Annotated in this window: 14 protein-coding genes; 8 read left to right on the top strand and 6 right to left on the bottom strand. The window is 61.6% G+C overall.

Going from position 1 to position 19,689, the window contains the following annotated elements; genetic code table 11:
- Complete coding sequence (locus KY459_10120) at positions 1-480, bottom strand: hypothetical protein (protein MBW3565068.1); 480 nt, start codon at positions 478-480, stop codon at positions 1-3.
- 232 nt (positions 481-712) lie between these two features.
- Between KY459_10120 and KY459_10115 the strand changes: the two genes are divergently transcribed.
- Both KY459_10115 and KY459_10110 read left to right on the top strand, forming a co-directional pair.
- Positions 713-4,462, top strand: a complete 3,750-nt coding sequence (locus KY459_10115) for a multifunctional oxoglutarate decarboxylase/oxoglutarate dehydrogenase thiamine pyrophosphate-binding subunit/dihydrolipoyllysine-residue succinyltransferase subunit (GenBank protein ID MBW3565067.1) — start codon at positions 713-715, stop codon at positions 4,460-4,462.
- A gap of 2 nt (positions 4,463-4,464) precedes the next feature.
- The gene (locus tag KY459_10110; GenBank protein MBW3565066.1) at positions 4,465-4,986 is read left to right on the top strand and encodes a hypothetical protein; all 522 of its coding nucleotides are present in this window, start codon (positions 4,465-4,467) and stop codon (positions 4,984-4,986) included.
- Positions 4,987-5,120: 134 nt separating this feature from the next.
- Here the strand turns inward: KY459_10110 and KY459_10105 are convergent, their stop codons facing one another.
- The 3 genes from KY459_10105 to KY459_10095 all read right to left on the bottom strand — a co-directional run bounded on the left by KY459_10105 (position 5,121) and on the right by KY459_10095 (position 9,325).
- On the bottom strand, positions 5,121-7,967 hold the full coding sequence (locus KY459_10105) for an aconitate hydratase (protein MBW3565065.1): 2,847 nt from the start codon (positions 7,965-7,967) through the stop codon (positions 5,121-5,123).
- Positions 7,968-8,110: 143 nt separating this feature from the next.
- Positions 8,111-8,752 (bottom strand): YceH family protein, encoded by a 642-nt coding sequence (locus KY459_10100; GenBank protein ID MBW3565064.1) that lies wholly within the window; start codon positions 8,750-8,752, stop codon positions 8,111-8,113.
- A gap of 54 nt (positions 8,753-8,806) precedes the next feature.
- Entirely contained in the window at positions 8,807-9,325 is a 519-nt protein-coding gene (locus tag KY459_10095; GenBank protein MBW3565063.1) for a response regulator, read from the bottom strand.
- Positions 9,326-9,657: 332 nt separating this feature from the next.
- Here KY459_10095 and KY459_10090 point away from each other — a divergent pair, with 332 nt between their 5' ends.
- A complete protein-coding gene (locus KY459_10090) occupies positions 9,658-10,620 on the top strand; it encodes an NAD(P)H-quinone oxidoreductase (protein MBW3565062.1) in 963 nt (320 codons plus the stop codon).
- Positions 10,621-10,751: 131 nt separating this feature from the next.
- On the opposite strand, the gene KY459_10085 is transcribed toward KY459_10090, so the two are convergent.
- Entirely contained in the window at positions 10,752-12,830 is a 2,079-nt protein-coding gene (locus KY459_10085; GenBank protein MBW3565061.1) for a S8 family serine peptidase, read from the bottom strand.
- 194 nt (positions 12,831-13,024) lie between these two features.
- Between KY459_10085 and argE the strand changes: the two genes are divergently transcribed.
- Positions 13,025-14,173 (top strand): acetylornithine deacetylase, encoded by a 1,149-nt coding sequence (argE, locus tag KY459_10080; protein ID MBW3565060.1) that lies wholly within the window; start codon positions 13,025-13,027, stop codon positions 14,171-14,173.
- Entirely contained in the window at positions 14,170-15,450 is a 1,281-nt protein-coding gene (locus KY459_10075) for a formimidoylglutamate deiminase (protein ID MBW3565059.1), read from the top strand. Before argE ends, KY459_10075 begins: the two co-directional genes overlap by 4 nt.
- On the opposite strand, the gene KY459_10070 is transcribed toward KY459_10075, so the two are convergent.
- On the bottom strand, positions 15,419-16,183 hold the full coding sequence (locus KY459_10070; protein ID MBW3565058.1) for a LysM peptidoglycan-binding domain-containing protein: 765 nt from the start codon (positions 16,181-16,183) through the stop codon (positions 15,419-15,421). The genes KY459_10075 and KY459_10070 overlap by 32 nt on opposite strands.
- A 141-nt stretch (positions 16,184-16,324) precedes the next feature.
- Between KY459_10070 and KY459_10065 the strand changes: the two genes are divergently transcribed.
- The 3 genes from KY459_10065 to KY459_10055 are packed head-to-tail and all read left to right on the top strand — an operon-like array spanning position 16,325 to position 19,688.
- Positions 16,325-16,993, top strand: a complete 669-nt coding sequence (locus KY459_10065) for a hypothetical protein (GenBank protein MBW3565057.1) — start codon at positions 16,325-16,327, stop codon at positions 16,991-16,993.
- Between the two features lie 31 nt (positions 16,994-17,024).
- Positions 17,025-17,324, top strand: coding sequence for an addiction module toxin RelE (locus KY459_10060; protein ID MBW3565056.1), 300 nt, complete (start codon positions 17,025-17,027; stop codon positions 17,322-17,324).
- Positions 17,325-17,345: 21 nt separating this feature from the next.
- Positions 17,346-19,688, top strand: coding sequence for an anion permease (locus tag KY459_10055; protein ID MBW3565055.1), 2,343 nt, complete (start codon positions 17,346-17,348; stop codon positions 19,686-19,688).
- Position 19,689: the final 1 nt, after the last annotated feature.

Here is a 19,689-nt window from a genome sequence, read left to right as displayed (position 1 = left end):
TCAGCGAGCCGCGGGCGGAGGGGGGCTCTGGTCGCCCGGCTGGCCTGGCAGACCGTAGAACTTTGCCTGAATCGCAGGACGATAGAGCCAGACGATCTCGAGCACACCGAAGACGATCGGCACGACCGAGCCGCAGATGCCGGCGACGATGTCGAGAATTGCCGTGCTGAGCAGGAATGACGAATCTCCCGCTCCGAGTCCGCGGTCGATCCGGCGGATACTCTCGACGTCCATGTACAGCGCGACGACCGCAAAGATCGGGATGACTACGACGATGCAACCGAATCCGCAGGTGGTCACCCCGACGATCACAGCGGTCAGTGCCCAGCCGATCGCCGCGATGCCGTTGACGATGGCGGAGACGAGATAGAAGGTACGGAGGGTCTGGAGATCCCCCGCTGTCTCGGATTCGGAGATTCCCCGCGGCCTCTCGGGTGGAGGCGGTGGTGGTGGTGTCGGGGTCTGGGGTGTCTCGTCCATCGCTCAATGATCTGATACGGGAGGGAGTTTGCAAAGTTTTCGTCCGGGGTTCCGGGTTGGACCTGACCTCGACTCCCGGATCGAGCCAAAAATGCGATACTTCCGGAGCTGAGCTCCAGGTTGAGACCAGACATGGCAATCCTGTCGAAATTGCTTCATCGCCTCGCAGGTTGCGAAACGGTTGAGAGCCGAATGTCCGAAATCGAATCAAACCTCTGACGACGAAGGAAAAATGAGCGCCACACCCACCTACGGGACGAACATCGCATTCATCGAAGATCTGTACGAGAAATATCTCCACGACCCGGAATCGGTCGGAGAATCATGGCAGGAGTTCTTTCAGGATTACACGCCCACGACGGTGGAACCGCGCGTCACCACGCCGGCGCCGGACGGCGGTAACGGTAAGGAGGCGCAGCAGCAGGCTCGGAAGGAGGAAGCGAAAGCTCCTCGCTCCCGCCCGCTGAACGAAGCGCCCGTCGCGCCGGATCCTTCCGAGAGCGCCGAGATCACTCCACTTCGGGGGATCGCCTCCAAGATCGTCGAGAACATGGAGGCGTCACTCGGTCTCCCGACGGCGACGACGGTTCGAACTCTCGCGACGAAAGCGCTCGAGGAGAACCGCCGGACGATCAACGACCATCAAAACCTCTACGGTCACGCCAAGGTTTCGTTCACCCACATCATCGCGTGGGCGATCGTGAAAGCCGGGATCGAGTTTCCGCGGATGTACTCCTCCTACGCGGTTCAGGATGGCCAGCCGGTCCGGGTCGATCACCGCGACCTCAATCTCGGGCTCGCCGTGGACATCGAGAAGAAGGACGGCACCCGAACGCTCGTCGTACCGAGCATCAAGGCAGCGCAGACGCTCGACTTCGCGGGGTTTTTCCGCGCCTACAACGACATCATCCGGCGTTCGAGAAACAACAAGCTGACGCTCGAAGACTTCGGGGGAACGAACATCTCGCTCACGAATCCCGGAATGATCGGCACGGTCGCGTCGGTCCCGCGGCTGATGCCGAGTCAGGGAACGATCATCGCGACGGGTCAGATCGATTATCCCGCCGAGTTCTCGGCCGCCGATCCCGCGATACTCGCCGACCTCGGGATCTCGAAGGTCATGACGATGACGAGCACCTACGACCACCGGATCATTCAGGGAGCCGAATCGGGTGCTTTTCTCGCCCGCATCCACGAGTTTCTGCTCGGAGCGGAGAACTTTTACGACGAGATCTTCAGGAGCCTGCGCGTACCATTCGCACCGGTTCACTGGACGCATGACGACAATCACGCCGAGGGATTTGCCGAGTCGCGCGCCTCGGCGCCGACCAGGCAGGCCGGCGTTCTCAGCATGATCAATGCGTATCGCGTGCGCGGGCATCTGATCGCCGATCTCAACCCCCTCGAGTACCGGCTGTCGCATCATCCCGAGCTGAATCCTGTCTATTACGGCTATACCCTCTGGGATCTCGATCGCCAGTTCATCTGCGGAGGGCTGTGTGGAAAGCAGACTGCTCCGCTCCGGGACATCCTCGACACTCTCCGGAAGACCTACTGCGGGCGGCTGGGCGCGGAGTACATGCACATTCAGGAGCCGATCGAGAAGAAGTGGCTGCAGGAACGGATGGAGCCGACCCGAAACTCGTGGCAGCTCTCGGGCGAAACGAAGCGACGCATCCTGAAGAAGCTCAATGACGCCGAGGCGTTCGAGCGTTTTCTTCACGTCAAGTACGTCGGTCACAAACGCTTTTCACTCGAAGGCTCCGAGACTTTCATTCCGATGCTCGATCACCTTCTGAATCTCGCGGCCGACGAAGGCTCGAAGGAAGCGGTGATGGGAATGGCGCATCGTGGGCGCCTGACCGTGCTCGCGAACATCATGGGAAAATCGTACGAAAAGATTTTCTCGGAGTTCGAGGGCGACATCGATCCCGCAACCACCCAGGGTTCTGGTGACGTCAAGTACCACCTCGGGGCGCGCGGTCAGCACGTGGCTCCCTCCGGAGCGACTCTCGACATCGCGCTCGCTTCGAATCCCTCGCATCTCGAGGCGGTCAACCCAGTCGCCGAGGGAATGACCCGGGCAAAACAGAAACTCATCAACGACTATGAACGGGAGAAGGTGTTTCCGATTCTCATTCACGGTGACGCTGCTTTCGCCGGCCAGGGTGTCGTGGCCGAGGTTCTGAACCTTTCGCAGCTCCACGGGTTTCGGACGGGCGGCACGATTCATCTCGTCATCAACAACCAGATCGGCTTCACGACGACGCCGGAGCATGCGCGGTCGTCGGTGTATGCCACCGACGTCGCGAAGATGATCCAGGCTCCGATCTTTCACTGCAATGGCGACGATCCCGAAGCCTGCGTCCGTGCGGTCGAGCTGGCCTGGGCCTTCCGACAGAAGTTCAAGAAGGACGTCGTCATCGACATGGTCTGCTACCGGCGTCACGGTCACAACGAGGCCGACGATCCATCGATCACTCAGCCGAAGATGTATGCGCTGATCAAGGATCACCGATCGGTACGGAAGATCTACACGGAGACGCTTCTGCGGAAGGGTGACATCGACCCCGACGAAGCCGAAAAGTGGCTCGACGATTACAAGGACAAGCTTCAGAGCGCACTCGACCGGACGAAGGAATCGAAGCCACCCGAACCGACCGGCCCGGCGCTCTGGACCGACGAGGAAGAAACCGGTATCCAGGACGCGCCTTCACCCGATACATCGATTTCGCAGGAGACTCTCGAGCGTGTTGGCCAGGCTCTTCTCACTCTTCCACCGGAGTTCAATCTTCACCCGCGGCTCGAGTCGTTTCTCGAAAAGCGGCGGAAGATGATGACGGGAGAAGAGCGGATCGACTGGGCGACCGGCGAGGCGCTGGCAATCGGCAGTCTGCTCACCGAAGGCTTCAGAGTCCGGATCACCGGACAGGACACGACGCGCGGAACGTTTTCTCAGCGACACGCGGTGCTGCGCGATTACGAAACAGGCAGACCGTGGATTCCACTCAACATTCTGGCGAAGAACGCCCCCGAAGCACGCGAAACCTACAGCGAAGCGAATCCGGCCATACAGGCACCCGTCGACGACGCCGAGGAGCATTTCGAAGGCGCACCGATCAACCTGGCGATTTACGATTCGCTCCTCTCCGAGTACGCAGTGCTCGGATTCGAGTACGGTTTTTCCGTGGCTGATCCCGACGCGCTCGTCGCATGGGAGGCGCAGTTCGGCGACTTCATGAACGGTGCTCAGATCATCATCGATCAGTTCATCTCGAGCTCCGAGGAGAAATGGAATCAGCACAGCGGACTGGTCATGCTTCTTCCTCACGGCTACGAGGGGCAGGGGCCGGAGCACTCGAGCGCAAGACTCGAGCGGTTCCTCGTCCTTTGCGCCGAGGGCAACATGCAGGTCGTCAATGCGACATCCTCGGCGCAGTACTTTCACGTGCTCCGCCGGCAGCTGCGGAACGAGCCGCGCAAGCCGCTGATCATCATGACTCCGAAGTTCCTGCTCCGGTATCCGCCGGCCACATCGACCCTCGAAGAGTTTTTCAGCGGGCGCTTTTATCCCGTTCTGGACGACCCGTCCTTTTCGGAGAACGGTGCCGATACCACATCAGTCGAAAGGATCGTCGTCACTTCAGGCAAGATCTACTATGACCTCGCAAAGGCCCGTGAAGAGAAGTCGAAAGGCCGGCTGGCGATCATCAGACTCGAGCAGTTCTACCCCTGGCCGCGGAAGTTTCTCGCCGACGCGTTCGCCCGCTATCCGAACGCGAAAGAAGTGCTCTGGGTTCAGGAAGAACCGCGGAACATGGGCGGCTGGGATTTCGTCGATGAACGGCTCATGACGCTCATGGAAGGGAAGGAGCTCCGCTACGTCGGTCGCAACTTCAGCGCGTCACCGGCGACCGGATCCCACCGTCGTCACGAACAGCAGCAGGCCGAGATCGTCAGGGTCGCGGTCGAGGAGTGGTGACCATGGCACTCGTCCCGATCGAAGAGCTCCCCGACCATTCCCGCGTCTGGATCTTCCCGTCGACCGTTCCGATCGAGGAATCCGAACGCGGACGGCTCGCTCGCGATCTCGCCGCATTCCTCGAAACGTGGGCGGCTCACGGCTCGAACATATCGGCGGCATGGTCGATCGTCGATGACCGATTCATCGTCATTGCCGCCGATGAGTCGGCGTCGCCTTCCGGCTGCTCGATCGACCGGCTCTTCCGGTTCATGCGCTCCGCCGGCGAAGCCGCCGGGACCGACTTTCTCGACTCGACCAGCATCTACTATCGCGGCGAAGGGGACGAGCCCGTCCGGACGGACCGCGTTTCCTTTCAGCGTCTCGCCGAAACGGGAGCCGTTACCGGCGAGAGCGAGGTCTACGACACCCTCTCCGAGTCGCTGGGCGATTTCCGTCGAGCGTTCGTGAAACGCGCGGCCGACAGCTGGCACGGCCAGCTGCTCAGCAGGTTGGAGGTTGGAGGTTCGAGGCTGGAAGTTTGAGGTTGTCAGTTGCCGGTTGCCGGTTGCCGGTTGCACACAGATTGACGAAGTCGCATTGCGAGCGGGGGCTCGTGAAGGACAAGAGCGTCTCGTCTCTTTTCACTCTTCACCCTTCACTCTTCACTCTTTTACTCTCACGCCGCCGCAATCTGACGGAGCACGTACGGAAGGATCCCCCCGTGCTCGAAGTAGTCGACCTCGACGGGCGTATCGAGGCGCACGGTCACGACGATCTCCTCGTCGTTGCCGCCACCTCGATGAATGAGCAGCCTCGCCTTCTGTCTCGGCTCGATTCCTCCGGCGATTCCGAGCAGGTCGAACTGCTCGGTTCCGTCGAGCCCGAGAGTTGCGGGGGAGACGCCAGGCTCGAACTGGCATGGCAGGACGCCCATCCCGATCAGGTTGCTTCGATGAATCCGCTCGAAGCTCTCAGCGATGACCATGCGCACCCCGAGGAGCTGCGTGCCCTTCGCCGCCCAGTCGCGTGAGCTGCCTGTTCCGTACTCCTTTCCGGCGAGAACGACCAGCGGCACCCCCGCCTCCCGGTACCTCACCGCTGCATCGTAGATCGACATCTGCTCGCCGGTCGGCTGGAGAATGGTCACGCCCCCCTCCACCCCCGGGACCATCTGGTTCTTGATCCGAACGTTGGCGAAAGTTCCCCGGGTCATGACGCGGTCGTTGCCGCGGCGGGACCCGTAGCTGTTGAAGTCTTTCGGCTCGACCCCCTGCTCCACCAGGTATCGGCCTGCGGGTGAATCGCCCTGGATTGCTCCGGCCGGCGAGATGTGATCGGTCGTGACCGAGTCGGCGAAGATCGCCAGCGCCCGCGCACCCGCGACGTCGGAAATTCGGCCGGGCTCTTTTGCGAAGCCTTCGAAAAACGGCGGGTGCTCGATGTAAGTGGACGGCTTCCAGTCGTACAGCACGCCGGTCGCTCCTTCGATCTCCTGCCACATCGGATTCTGACTCGCGAAGTCCTTGTAGAGCCGGCGGAACGTCTCGGGGTCCATCGCCCCCCGAAGCGCCTCGGTGATCTCGTCAGTCGATGGCCAGAGGTCGCGCAGATAGACCGGCTCTCCGTCGCTCCCCTCTCCAATCGGATCGGACGTCAGATCGATGTCGACGCGGCCTGCCAGCGCGAACGCAACGACCAGCGGGGGGCTCATCAGAAAGTTCGCTTTGACGTTCTGATGAATCCGCGCCTCGAAGTTCCGGTTGCCGCTGAGAACGCTCGCAGCGACAAGCTCCTTGTCGGCAATTGTTTGCTCGATTCCCGGATCGAGGGGTCCGGAGTTTCCGATGCATGTCGTGCATCCGTACCCGACGAGATTGAACCCGAGCCGGTCGAGGGATTCCTGCAGGCCGCTCTTCACCAGGTAGTCGGTCACCACTCGCGAGCCGGGCGCCAGCGAAGTCTTCACGTAAGCCGGGACGATGAGTCCCCGCTCGAGGGCCTTCTTCGCGAGCAGCCCCGCCCCGATCATCACCGAAGGATTCGACGTGTTCGTACAGGACGTGATCGCGGCAATTACCACGTCGCCATGGTGCAGGCAGACCACTGCCGGACTGCCGTCCTCGTCGAGGACTACGTCGGGCGTCGGCCGATTGTTCATCATCTCGATCTCGGTTTCCGGATTTGTGTCCTTCGACCGGCTGGGGAGGCTCGCGGGATCCTGTTCGCCTCCGCCCGATGAATACGTATGTCGGGGACCGACGCTGCCGACTGCGCATTCTCCCGAGGACTCGAGCTGATCCTCGGCCAATCCGTATCCCCCATCGCCGAACGGTTTGCGAAGAAGTCCTCGGAAGGTCCCGCCGAGCATCCTGAGATCGATCCTGTCCTGCGGTCGCTTCGGCCCGGACACGCTCGGGGTCACGGAAGAGAGGTCGAGGTCGACGACTGACGTGTAATCACACTCGCCAGCAAGCGGGATCCCCCACATCTGCTGCGCTTCAAAGTAACGACGGAAGCGATCGACCTTCTCCTCCCCGCGACCGGTGGCGACCAGATACTCGGATGTCTTGTCGTCGACCGGGAAGAAGCCCATCGTCGCGCCGTACTCCGGCGACATGTTCGCGATCGTCGCACGGTCGGCGAGCGAGAGCGAAGCAGCGCCTGCGCCGTGAAACTCGACGAATTTGCCGACGACACCCTTCTTTCGCAGGAGCTCGGTGATGTGGAGCGCGAGATCGGTCGCCGTGACCCCCTCGTTCAGACGGCCCGACATGTTCACTCCCACGACATCCGGAGTGAGGATGTAGATCGGCTGTCCCAGCATCCCCGCTTCGGCTTCGATTCCGCCGACGCCCCATCCGACGACTCCGAGACCGTTGATCATCGTCGTATGCGAGTCGGTTCCGACCAGCGTGTCCGGATAGACGAAGCCGTCCTTCTCGATCACACCCTGAGCGAGGTATTCGAGATTGACCTGGTGGACGATTCCGATGCCTGGAGGGATGACACCGAAACCGTCGAACGCCTGCATCCCCCACTTCAGAAACTCGTATCGCTCGCGATTCCGCTCGAACTCTCTCGCGAGATTCTTCTTCATCGCATCCTCGGTTCCGAAGAAGTCGACCTGGACAGAGTGATCGACGACCAGATCCACCGGCACGAGCGGTTCGATCTTCGCGGGATCGACGCCGAATTTGTCCGCGGCCGAGCGCATCGCGGCGAGATCGACCAGAAGCGGCACACCGGTGAAATCCTGCAGGATGATGCGCGCCACCACGAACGGCACCTCCTCGGTGCGTTCGGCTTTCGCCTTCCATCCCGCAATGTTTCGGACATCCTGCTCGGTGATCTTCGAGCCGTCCGCATTACGAAGAACCGACTCGAGCACGATGCGGATCGACACGGGGAGTCTCGAAACGTCGCCAACACCTGCTTCGGCGAGCGCAGGGAGAGAGCAGTAGCTGACGGAAGCTCCCCCGGCGAGATCGAGTTTGCGGACGGTCTTGAAGGGATCGTAGGTCATGCGGCTCCAGTATCAGGGGGTGAAAATGCGCTTTCCGGGTGTCAACGCCACTTTCGCGACGCCGGATTCATGCTGCGGAACCCGTTTCGTTCGAGTTTATTAGTGCCGCCCGTCGGCGGTCAAATGGCGAGGCCGGCGGAGTTTCACTCGCCGAGCGCCTGCCGGAGCGCGACGAGCTCCTCCCGAAGCTGCTCCACCGACTCCTCCAGCGTCTCGAGCCGGCGAGTAATCGATTCCGCTACGGGCGTCGGCCGCGCCGGCTCCGCCGACACCGATTCGCCCTGCTCCACGTGCTCACCAATGAGATGTGTCCACCGATTTTCCTTCTGTCCCGGTCTCCGCTCGAGCTCACGAACGAGAGGCTCGTCCCCCTGGGAGAGGTAGCGAAGCTCCCCTTCTGCCTGTTCGATCGAGTCGAAGGTGAAGAGCCGTTCGCTTCTCGCTCGAAGCTCACCCGCGGTCTGCGGACCCCTCAGCATCAGCAACGCCATGAGTGCACGCGTCGGCGGCGAAAGTCCCCACCGGCCGTCGAGACGATGATCGTAGTGGTCGACCCGTCCACCATGAATCTCCCAGACGAGCTGAAGAGCCTGCAACCGCTTCAGCGCCTTTCCAATATCGCCGGGAGCGAGCTCCATCACCGGCTGGCGATTCGATTTCTGATTACATGCGGAGACCAGGCTGTTGAGCGTCAGCGGATAGACATCGGGTGTCGCGAGCTGCTTTTCGAGCAGTGCTCCGAGCACGCGAATCTCGAGGGCATCGAGAGGTCGTTCGAGATGCATACGCCCGATTCTGTCAGATTCGGGACAGGATGCGGATCCCTCGGGATCATCGGCCTATTCCGGGCCGTTCAGGTCCTCGACTTCGGAGCGCGTCGCGGTTTTCGATCGGGCGCCTTCTCCGCTGCCAGACTCCTCGTCTTTCGCCGCTACTTTCAGCCGTTCCGAAGAGGCGACGACGGGCGCTCCTTCCGCATCCCGATGAATACTGGCTAGGATCTGCTCCAGCTCGTTGACGTCGAACGGTTTCTGGATGACCTTCCGGACGATCGACGCGTCGACCTTCGCGAGGTCGCTGTCGGATCCCGCAGAGACGATGACGACGCAGCCGGCACATCCCTTCTCCTCGATGTGCTCGAGGACCTGCCAGCCGTTCACGCGAGGCAGCATCAGATCGAGTATGACGACGGCGTAGTCGTGATCGTCCATCGCCCGCACCGCTTCGGCTCCATCAGCGGCGTGATCGACCGCAAATCCGGCGCGCTGCGCAACCGCGGCGATCAGCATGGCGATCGTGTGCTCGTCTTCAACAACGAGGGCTCTCCTGAGCCCCGCGGTGTCATTTTCCGATTGCAATCTCGCTCTCCCCTTCTTCCCCTCCCCTCGAAGCAGACCTGTCGACCCGTAACAAACGCAAGCGAGATGCCAGATGTTATTGGCTGTTCATCACATTTCGGCCGAGTTTGACATCATCGCCAGCGCTTCATCCCAACGAGCAATCAATTACGTAAATCATTCACGTTTATCGTCCTTCCCATTCCGCTGTTGACCACATTTCCGGGAGCTGGAGACTCCCTGACGGAACTCCGATCGAGGCGATCTAATCAGCAGAATGGAGGTCCCATCTCGTTTACCATCGGGCCCATGGTGATCCAGATCCGAGCTGCGCACGAGGCGGGAGCTGAGAGATGAGAGCGATTAACATCGATCCGGCGACCGGGGCCCTGGAGCTAGCGGAGGTCGATGATCCGGATCCGGGACCAGACGAGGTGCTGATCGAGGTTAAGGCGGCCGGAGTCAACCGGGCGGATCTTCTGCAGCGCCGCGGCCTCTACCCCGCCCCGGAGGGCGCCTCCCCTGTTCTCGGGCTCGAGTGCGCGGGGCACGTGCGGAAAGCACCTCCGGGCGTCGCATTCACAGAAGGAGATCGAGTGATGGCGCTGCTCTCCGGCGGCGGCTACGCCGAGCTCGCGGCGGTCGACGCCGGCTCCGTCATCGCGGTTCCTCCGGCCCTCAATCTGATTGCCGCCGGCGGCTTCCCTGAGACTTTCCTGACCGCGTTCTTCAACATCTTCATGCTCGGCGAAGCTCGCGACGAGGACCAGATCCTCGTGCATGGAGGAAGCGGCGGCGTCGGAACCTCGGCGATCCAGCTCTGCCGCGAGGCGGACGTCCGGGTGATTGTGACGGCAGGAGACCCTGCGCGCGCTGAGCGATGCATCGAGCTCGGTGCCACGGCGGGCTTCGATTACAACGATTCCGACTGGCCCGGCAAAGCCAGGGAGCGCTTCCGCGGCTTCGACGTGATTCTCGATCACACCGGAGCGACCTGGCTCGACGCGAACCTCGATCTGGCGAACCTCGATGCCCGGATCGTCAGCATCGGCTCGATGGGATCGCGATCCGCGGAGCTCGATTTCACGATGCTGCTTCGGAAGCGCCTGACGATCCGCGGCTCAACGCTTCGGAATCAACCGGACGGCGCGAAGGCGTTCATCGTGGAGAAGTTCCTCGAACGCTTCGGCGACGCTCTCAAAGCCGGACGGCTCACGCCGATCGTCGATTCGGTCTTCCCGATGGCCGACGCTTCAAAAGCTCACGAAAGAATGGCGTCGTCCGGGCATTTCGGCAAAATCATCCTTCACCGGTAGACCTTGCGGGCGATGGCATCTCCCCACTGACCGACAGGCGGCTGTTCAATCGGCTGATCTTCGTTCGTTGACTCATCGCCAAACAAAAAAAGGCCCTCCCGGAGGGGGGCCTTTTCCAGTCCTGACTTCGATCAGAAAGTCACGCTAGCCTCGTTGGAACAGGTGGAAGTGCCAGCCTCGCACACCTTGTAGGTGTAGGAGCCGCCGCCCTTGTTCCCGATGTTGTCCGTGTGGAACCCATCGTTCGCCGTGGTCGTGATCTTCGACCCGTTTCGGAAGATGTCGACATCCGTGGACGTCGCTCCGCTCCAGCTCAGGTCGGCGTGATGCACACCTTTGACCTTGTATCCCGTGGCGCTCAGAGTGATCCCGCCGGTCGATCCGCTGCTCACCGTTACGGAATTGCTCGCGCTGGCAGTTGCGCCATCATCGTCGGTCACCGTCAGCGAGACCGTATAGGTTCCCTCGGCAGCGTATGTGTAGCTCGGATGCTGCGCAGTCGAGGTGCCGCTTCCGTCTCCGAAATCCCAGCTCCATGACGCGATGGTGCCGTCGGAGTCGGTGCTCGTGTCGGTGAAGCTGGCGGTCAGGTCGCTCGTGCTGTGGGTGAAACTCGCGGACGGCGGACTGTTGGTCTCGCCTCCGCCACCGCATGCGGTATGAGCGGGATTGAGATAGCAGAAGGCGTCTTTGGCCTGAACGATCCCGTAGCCGTAGGCATCATCCCGTCCGGCGGCGCCTTTATCGAGCGCCGTGGCGTTGAGGGCGTCACGGATCTGCTGGTTGGTCAATCCGGTGTTGTAGCTCCACACCAGACCGGCTACCGCCGAAACGTGCGGAGTGGCCATGGAGGTGCCGTTGTAGTAGTCGTAGCCGCTTGCGGGCTGAGTGATCGTGCTGACCACGGTGCTGGTGAGCCCGAAGTAGGCTTTCGCCGCATCGCCCTGTTCCATACTCAGGCTGAGCCCCGTGATCGTGCATGTCGTACCGGTGCCGTCATCACAGGTTCCGAGAAAGCCGCCGGAGACGTTGTTGTAGATGACGCCGGCAACACCTCCGCCAGCTTCAACGTTATCCAGTTTCTGTTTGAAGCTGATCGTGCCTCGCTGGCAGAGAACAACGTTTCCGCTCCATGCCCCGACGCCGTCGCAAAGACCGCCGTCCGCGAGATCGCCAGTGATTCCGCTGGTCCTCGGAGAATTGTGGATGTGTCCGCCGCTGTAACTCGTCCCATCCGAAACAGTGAGCGTGTTTGTCTCATCGAAGGGAAGGGTCGAGAGAACGGACACACCAGGCGCAGCGATCTCGACGTCGGCGTTCTTCTGAGAAAAATCAGCGACGATCTCGTCGGCATCGACTGCTGCGACCGAGACGACGCTGCCGTGCCCGGCTGGATAAGAAGTGCTCGTGTCTCCCGCATTTCCCGCTGCGGCGATCGAAAGAACGCCCGCATTGTAGGCGTTGTCGAATGCGTTCTGCTCCCAGGGGCCAATCGGTTTGCCACCACCGAGGCTCATGCTGACCACATTGGCGCCGCCGTCCTGGCAGCGCCCGAGTGCGTCGATCAGATCCGACTCGTACGCCCAGGTGCCGTCGTCTCCGAACACCCGGACGATGTAAAGCTTGACCCCATTCGGGATCACACCGACGACACCTTTCGCGTTGCCGCCGGTCGCCACGACGGTTCCCGCCACGTGAGTGCCGTGACCGCTGCCATCCTGGTTCCAGGCGAGGTTGCCGTTGTAGCCTGTGACATTGGTGGACGGCAGATCTTCATGTTCGATGTAGTAACCCGAATCGATGATACAGATCGTGCGGTTCGTGATTGCCGCGGTAATGTCGGTGAAAGGCGCCACATTCGACTGCACCATCTGAACTCCGTAGGGAGTCGTCTCACCGGACACCGTACTGTCGGACCAGAGTGCGAGACGATACCGTCGCTGTTCCGGAGCGATCAGCTTCACGTTCGGGTTGCTCTGCAATCCGTGAAGGGCTGGCGCAGGGAGGTGAGCCGCGACGACCCGCATCGCGGGGAATTCATGGATCGGACTCCCGCCAGCGGCGCGAACAGCAGCAGCCGCGCCTTTGAAGTCGTGAAACTCGATCATGTAACGCCCATCGTTGGGCGCCGCGTCACTGGCTGAAGCCACCGGAACACCGACGACGGTAAGGAAAGCCACAATCGCTACGATATTTCGAATTCTCTGCATATTTTTCCTCGTGAAGGGTTGTGGTTTGACGACTGAATGGTTACCGACAGGAAAACCGTTATACAACATTTTCGGGAACTATGCTACTCCTAGAAGGGGGGAGGCCGACCTGCCCCAGCCGGTGGCATGTCGAAAACCAGCGACGATACCGACCGCGGCACACGGTAAGATCGGATGGCGATAGACTTCGCCGGATGCCCAGCCTCGTCACCGACCGGCAGCTCTTCGATCGTCTGATCTCGCACGATTCGACGAGTGCGAAGAGCAATCTTCCGCTCGTCGGCGAGATCGCCGACTACTTCGACTCGACCGGAGCACGCATCGAATTTCTGAAGGATCGTCGCGGAGAAAAGGCGAACGTGATCATCCGGCTGGGCCCTTCGACCGGCGATCAGGAGGGCCTCACCCTCTCCGGTCACATGGACACGGTGCCCGCAGTCGAGGATGACTGGCTCAGTGATCCGTTCACCGTGCGGGAGAAAGACGATCTTCTGTTCGCTCGCGGAAGCTCCGACATGAAGGGCTTCCTAGCGATCGCGATGAATGCGGCACGTCGAGCCTCCGGCCTGAGTCGGCCTCTCGTCCTCGTGTTCACCTATGACGAGGAAGTGGGATGCCTCGGAGCAGAGCAGCTGGTCGCATCGCCGCCGGAAGAGCCGCTCCCCCGCTCCACGGTCATCGGAGAGCCGACGGGGCTTGCCGTCGTCCGGATGCACAAGGGCCACAGTAAGTTTCGCGTAACGATCCGGGGCCGATCGGCCCACAGCGGCTACCCGCATCTCGGAAGCAACGCAATCGAGTCCGCGATCCCTGTCCTGGAGGCGCTTTCCGGGCTGCGGCGCCAACTCGAAGAGGAGCGTCTCGAACTGAGCCGGTATTTCGAACCCGTCCCATGGCAGCCGCTCAACATCGCGACGATCACCGGGGGTACGGCGATCAACATCGTTCCGGCCGAGTGCCTGATCGAGCTCGGTCTTCGCCCGATGCCCTCGACGAAGGGAGACCGCCACTCCTTCCTCGAAAGGATCAGCGAGACGGTGGCGAGCGCCGAACCGACCGCGACGGTCGAAGAGATCAGCTCGAGCCCGCCGATGATCTGCGCGGCGGAGGCCGAAGTCCACGAATGGCTCTGCAGGGAACGCGGCCAGGTCGACTCGAAAGCAGTCTCCTTCGCGACCGACGCCGGCTGGCTCGAGCAGCTCGGTCTCGAATGCGTGCTTTTCGGACCCGGCTCGATTGAAGTCGCACACCGGGCAAACGAGTTCGTTCCCTGGTCCGAGATGGTGGAAGCGGCCCGGGTTCTCGACACGATGATCCACGCCTTCTGCATTCGCGAATCATGACCGGCGCTCGTACGATCAAGGCCGATCTCGTCTGGACGGGCGAAGCCTTCGAGCCGGACCGGCTGGTCGCCTTCGAGGAAGACTCATCCGCGTCGATCGAGCCTGCGGGAAATCGAAGGGCCGATCTTCGTCTCGAGGGGAAGGCGCTCATCCCCGGGTTCGTCAATGCCCACTCACATTCGTTTCAACGAGCCCTCCGCGGACGAACCGAGCGCTTTCCTGGCGGCCGTGGCAGCTTCTGGTCATGGCGCAAAGCGATGTACGCCCTGGTCGACGAGATCGATCCCGAAACCTTGAAAGCCACAGCGGTGCAGGCGTTTACCGAGATGAGGAACGGAGGGATCACGTCCGTCGGGGAGTTCCACTATCTTCATCACGGCTCCGGGCGATGGGATCTCGACGACGCGGTGATCGAGGCGGCGTCAGAGGCGGGGATTCGGATGGTCCTGCTCCAGACGTACTACGAACGCGGAGGCTTCGACTCCCCGCTGGAGCCCGCGCAGGCTCGGTTCGCAAGCGAGTCGGTCTCCGAATTCATCGAAACTCTCGACCGGCTGAGAGCGCGCACCACGAACGAGCTGGTCTCGTTCGGAATCGCCGCCCACAGCCTGCGAGCCGTTTCGCTCGCGAGCGCGAAGCATTTGTGGGAAGCGGCGGCGGAGCGGAACCTCCCCTTTCACATGCACCTCGAAGAGCAGAGGCAGGAGATCGAGGAGTGCCAGGCGGCTCACGGCGCCACCCCGATGCGTCTCGTCCTCGATGAGCTCGGGCCGGATTCGCGATTCACGGCCGTTCACGCGACTCACACTGCCCCGGCGGAGCTCGAGGAGCTCGCCTCGCGAGGCGGCCGCGTATGCATCACGCCGCTGACGGAGGGGAATCTGGGTGATGGCGTGCAACCGCTCGCGCCCGAGATCCGGTCACAGCTCTCGCTCGGGACCGATTCGAATGCGCGGATCAGTTTCGTCGAAGAGATGCGATGGCTCGAGTACGTACAGCGGCTCGTTCACGAAAAGCGCGGGGCGTTCGTCGACGGCAAGGGAATGATGGGGATCGAGCTGCTCCGAATCGCGACCGAGGGAGGCGCCGCGAGTCTTCGCGGAACGCTTCGTCACCCCGCCGACTATGCGGTGATCGATCTGACCGCGCCCTCGCTCGCGGGGTGGACCCGCGAAAGCCTGCTCGATTCGATCATCAGCGGCTCCGACAACTCGGTCGTCGCCGGAACGATCATCGGAGGCCGGTTCAGGGAATCCGGAGAGAATCGCCGGGCTTGATCAGGTTCGATCCGAGATCGTTGACCTTCTTGATCGAGGCGACCGAGGTACCGTGCTTTCTCGCGATCAGCCAGAGGCTGTCCCCCTTCTGAACTTTGTACTTTTTCAGGGTCGCCGCAGGCCGGCTGATTTCGGGCTTCGAACCGGTCAGCTTCGCAACATAGGAGACGTACTGCCGCGGATAGACAGCGACATGGTAGTGCGGCGGCCTTCGCTCACGGGTCGCGTCCAGAACGCCGGATCGCTCCAGCGACAGCAACGTGTCCTCGAGCCACCTCCGGCAGGCCGATGACCGAGGCACCCGCAGGTCGAGAGCCATACCAGTCGGATGCACCGACAGCGGAGAAGCGTTTCGGGGCTGCCGGCTCTTCGGCCGCGTGAGGCTGGTCACGACCAGCTTCTCGCCGCATCGGTCCCGATATTGCGACGCGAGTCTGTTCAGGAAGAGCTCGAGCTCCGGGCGCGCATAGGGGGAGCTGACGCCGACGAGCTCGAAATCGCTGTTGCCCCGAATCGGAACGATGTAACCGCTCCTGACGAAGGTCCGCACCTGGGAGTCGTTCCGGAGATAGGAATAGTTGTGCTGCCGAGCGACCTGGTTCTGCTTTTTCAGCGAGGACCGCGACCCCTTGAGGGAAGCCGCCTCGACCGGCACCGAAACTGCTATCACCACTACAAGCATCAATAGCCAGAGTCTGGCGCCATTCCACGTCTCTGAAAAACCCACCTGCATTCCTCGGACCCCCCTGCCTGAAAAAGGATACCAAAATCAGTTATTAATTTGAACCTCTCAACGGCTCTCGCCTCGAAATCATTTCGCTTTTTGAACAACCTCGGCGACTCTTTTCGAGAGGGGACGGCTCGATTTTGACGCATGCGTGACAGTAGAATGTCCGCCGTGACCGGGCCGACGAATCAGAGACAGTTTCTCAGTGTTCATCTGCATCACCCGATCCCCGGACATGTCGGATCGACCCTCGTCTACATCACACGAGTTTCCCTCACCCACTTGACGGCCGTTCACGAATCGGAGTTGACGACAAATCCCGCAACGGTGGTTTTCGAATGGAACGGTGAGGTCGTTCAGATGACTGGGCGCGTTCTCCGGAGTACGAAGGCCCGGGAAAAAGCCCGCGAGCTCTTCGCCTCCGAGATCGAGTTGTCGCACATCGAAGACGATTCGCTCACGGCGATGCGGAAACTGATCGGCCAGCAGGTCGAACGTGCACTCGACGAACAGATGTCCAATGCCCAGGGGGTTCCCGCCGTAAATGCCGTCGCCTATCAGACCGGAGCAGCGAGCCAGGGGTATGTGCGGTGCACCCTCCAGCCCGACAACACCTGGCTCAAGGTAGAGACCAGGGACGCGGAACAGCCGGTTCTTGGCTTCACCATATCTCGGGGAGAGTCGGATGAAGAGATCGACATGCTCTGCGCCGTGTTCCAGCGTTCCGATGAGGGCGGCAGGAAGATGATCCGCCAACTCGCCGAGATCAGCGTCAGCCAGCGCCTCGGCGTTCCGACGAGAAAGTACAATCCATGAACGTAGATCCTGTCCCGAACGGGAACGAGTGATGCCGAAAGCCTGGACCCCGAAAGATGAAAGACAGTACGAGCACATCCGGCAGAGCGAGCGGGAACGAGGGAGAAAGCCGGAGAAAGCAAAGGAAATCGCGGCTCGTACCGTCAACAAACAGCGGCGTGAGGAAGGACGCACCGAGAAGGTGACGACGAGTGGAACCGGGAACCCGAATTCGCCGTTGGAAACGAGAACGGTCGCCGAGCTCCGGAACCGCACCCGCGAGCTGTCGATCAGGGGCCGTTCTCGAATGAACAAGAGCGCGCTGATCCGCGCCATTCGTTCCCGATCGTAACGCCCGTACACCCCTGCCCAGATGACCGCTCCCGAGCTCACCGTGATGGCGATCCTCGCCGTCGCTTTCGCCCTGTCGATGTCGAATCGAGTTCGCATGGACGTCGTCGCGCTCGTCGTCATCGTGAGCCTGGCGGCGTTCGGCATTCTGACGCCGGTTCAGGCGCTTTCCGGATTCGGCAACCCCGCCACCGTGACCATCTGGGCGATGTTCATTTTGAGTGGAGGGCTCTACCGGACGGGCGTCGCCGGAATCATCGCGCGGCATCTGATCCGATTCTCTGGGCGCAGCGAGATGCGCCTGATCGCGACCATCATGATCACCGCCGCGACCGTTTCGGCTTTCATGAACAACGTGGCGGTCATCGCACTGTTCCTGCCGGTCGTCATGGACCTGGCGCGTGAAACCTCTCGTCCTCCTGCCCGTCTGCTTATTCCTCTCACCTCGGCCACTCTTCTCGGCGGTACGATGACGCTGGTCGGAACGGCTCCGAACCTGCTCGCATCGGATGCGCTCCGGAACCGCGGGCTCGAGCCGTTCCGGATGTTCGATTTCTTCTCGGTCGGTCTCGTTCTGCTCATCTGCGGAACGATCTACATGCTCGTGTTCGGCCGCCGTCTGCTGCCGAAGGGAGACGGCAGCAGGCCGCGGGAAGCCGACTATTCCGATTTCGAGCTCGATGAGCGGATCTTCGTGACCACATTACCGTGGCAATCACTGCTCTCAGGGAAAACGGTCGCCGAAAGCCGTATCGGAACGCTTCTCGGGATGAATCTTCTCGCCGTCCTCCGCTCGGGCCATACACGGCTCGCTCCGGAAGCGGACTACGTTCTGCGAGGAGGAGACAAGCTCGTCGTGTCGGGACGGATGGACTCACTGCAGGATCTGAGAGGTTGGTCGGTCGCCCGCGCTTTCGAAACGTCGATCGACGCCGAGGCGATCGCGTCCAATGCGATCCAGCTCACCGAGATGACCGTATCGGACGACAGCGAGCTGATCGGGCTGAGCGTCGCGGACGCCGACCTCCGCGGCCGCTGGGGAGTGAACATCGTCGCCGTCTATCGCGGAAAGGAGCGGTGGCGTTCCAACATTCAATGGCTTGCGCTCGAAGCGGGGGACCGCGTACTTCTTCAGGGAGCGCCCGAAAAGATCGCGGCTCTTGCCGAGCACGACATGCTCGACAGCTTCGAACAGATCGACCGCTCCGAGCTGACTCGCCGCTATGCTCTCGACGACAGCCTGTTCGTCATCACCGTCTCCGGAGAGTCGACTCTCCAGGGCAAATCGCTGGCCGAAAGCCGGCTCGGCGCCGCGTTCGGTCTGAATGTGCTTTCCATTGAAAGAGGGGGTGAGAGAGTCGTTCTCCCTTCCTCATCCGAAAAGATCGAAGTTGGTGACCGGTTGATCGTCGAGGGTCGCAGGTCGGAGCTTGACCTGCTCGACGCGCTGCGGGATCTCGAGCTGACGACCGAGGGAGCCCCGGAGATCAGTACGCTGCAGTCGCCGCACGTGGGGCTGCAGGAGTTCATTCTCTCTCCGCACAGCTCGCTGGTGGGCAAGACGCTGCGAGACATCCATTTCCGGGACAAGTACCACCTGACGGTCCTGGCGATTCTCCGCGGGGACAAGGTCATCCGGTCGCGGCTCAGCGCGGTTCCCCTTCAGACGGGCGACGCCCTGCTCGTCTATGGGCCCCGGAAGAATCTGATGGTCCTCGGTTCCGAATCCGATTTTCTCGCACTGACCAAGGCCGTTCAGGAGCCTCCTCGCTCAGAAAAGACTTTCACCGCAGCAGCTCTGATGGTTCTCACGATCGTTCCCGTCATTGCGGGGATGGTTCATGTTTCCATTGCGGCCGTCGGCGGCGCGGCGCTCATGGTGATCACCGGATGCCTGAGGATGGAAGAGGCCTACCGGTTCATCGACTGGAAATCAGTGTTCCTGATTGCCGGAATGCTGCCGCTCGGAATCGCGCTCGAGCAAACCGGCGCGGCTCTCACGTTCTCGGAGATTCTCACAGCGTCGACCGAGCAGTTCGGAACCCGCTCACTGATCCTCTTTCTCTTTCTTCTTGCCGTGGCAATGACCCAGGTGGTCCCGCCACCGGCGACGGTGGTCCTGCTGGCCCCCGTGGCGATCAATTCATCGATGGAGATGGGCATCGAGCCCCATGCCGCAATGCTCGCGCTCTCGATTGCTGCTGCGTCCGTCTGGATGACGCCCACGAATCAACCGATCAACCTGCTGATCATGGGACCGGGTGGCTACCACATGAAAGACTTCCTGAAGGTCGGGATTCCTCTGACGATCATCACCCTTCTGGTACTGATGTTCGTTCTCCCGCTCTTCTGGCCGCTCCTCTGAC

The sequence above is a fragment of the Acidobacteriota bacterium genome, from assembly GCA_019347945.1.
Taxonomy (GTDB): Bacteria; Acidobacteriota; Thermoanaerobaculia; order Gp7-AA8; family JAHWKK01; genus JAHWKK01.
Note: the sequence above shows the minus strand (reverse complement) of the source record. Positions and strands in the feature narration are given on the sequence as shown.

Bases quoted from the DNA above. Each gene is read 5' to 3' on its own strand.
- KY459_10120 (MBW3565068.1), bottom strand. From the start codon at position 480: ATGGACGAGACACCCCAGACCCCGACACCACCACCACCGCCTCCACCC.
- KY459_10115 (MBW3565067.1), top strand. From the start codon at position 713: ATGAGCGCCACACCCACCTACGGGACGAACATCGCATTCATCGAAGAT.
- KY459_10110 (MBW3565066.1), top strand. From the start codon at position 4,465: ATGGCACTCGTCCCGATCGAAGAGCTCCCCGACCATTCCCGCGTCTGG.
- KY459_10105 (MBW3565065.1), bottom strand. From the start codon at position 7,967: ATGACCTACGATCCCTTCAAGACCGTCCGCAAACTCGATCTCGCCGGG.
- KY459_10100 (MBW3565064.1), bottom strand. From the start codon at position 8,752: ATGCATCTCGAACGACCTCTCGATGCCCTCGAGATTCGCGTGCTCGGA.
- KY459_10090 (MBW3565062.1), top strand. From the start codon at position 9,658: ATGAGAGCGATTAACATCGATCCGGCGACCGGGGCCCTGGAGCTAGCG.
- KY459_10085 (MBW3565061.1), bottom strand. From the start codon at position 12,830: ATGCAGAGAATTCGAAATATCGTAGCGATTGTGGCTTTCCTTACCGTC.
- argE (MBW3565060.1), top strand. From the start codon at position 13,025: ATGCCCAGCCTCGTCACCGACCGGCAGCTCTTCGATCGTCTGATCTCG.
- KY459_10075 (MBW3565059.1), top strand. From the start codon at position 14,170: ATGACCGGCGCTCGTACGATCAAGGCCGATCTCGTCTGGACGGGCGAA.
- KY459_10070 (MBW3565058.1), bottom strand. From the start codon at position 16,183: ATGCAGGTGGGTTTTTCAGAGACGTGGAATGGCGCCAGACTCTGGCTA.
- KY459_10065 (MBW3565057.1), top strand. From the start codon at position 16,325: ATGCGTGACAGTAGAATGTCCGCCGTGACCGGGCCGACGAATCAGAGA.
- KY459_10060 (MBW3565056.1), top strand. From the start codon at position 17,025: ATGCCGAAAGCCTGGACCCCGAAAGATGAAAGACAGTACGAGCACATC.
- KY459_10055 (MBW3565055.1), top strand. From the start codon at position 17,346: ATGACCGCTCCCGAGCTCACCGTGATGGCGATCCTCGCCGTCGCTTTC.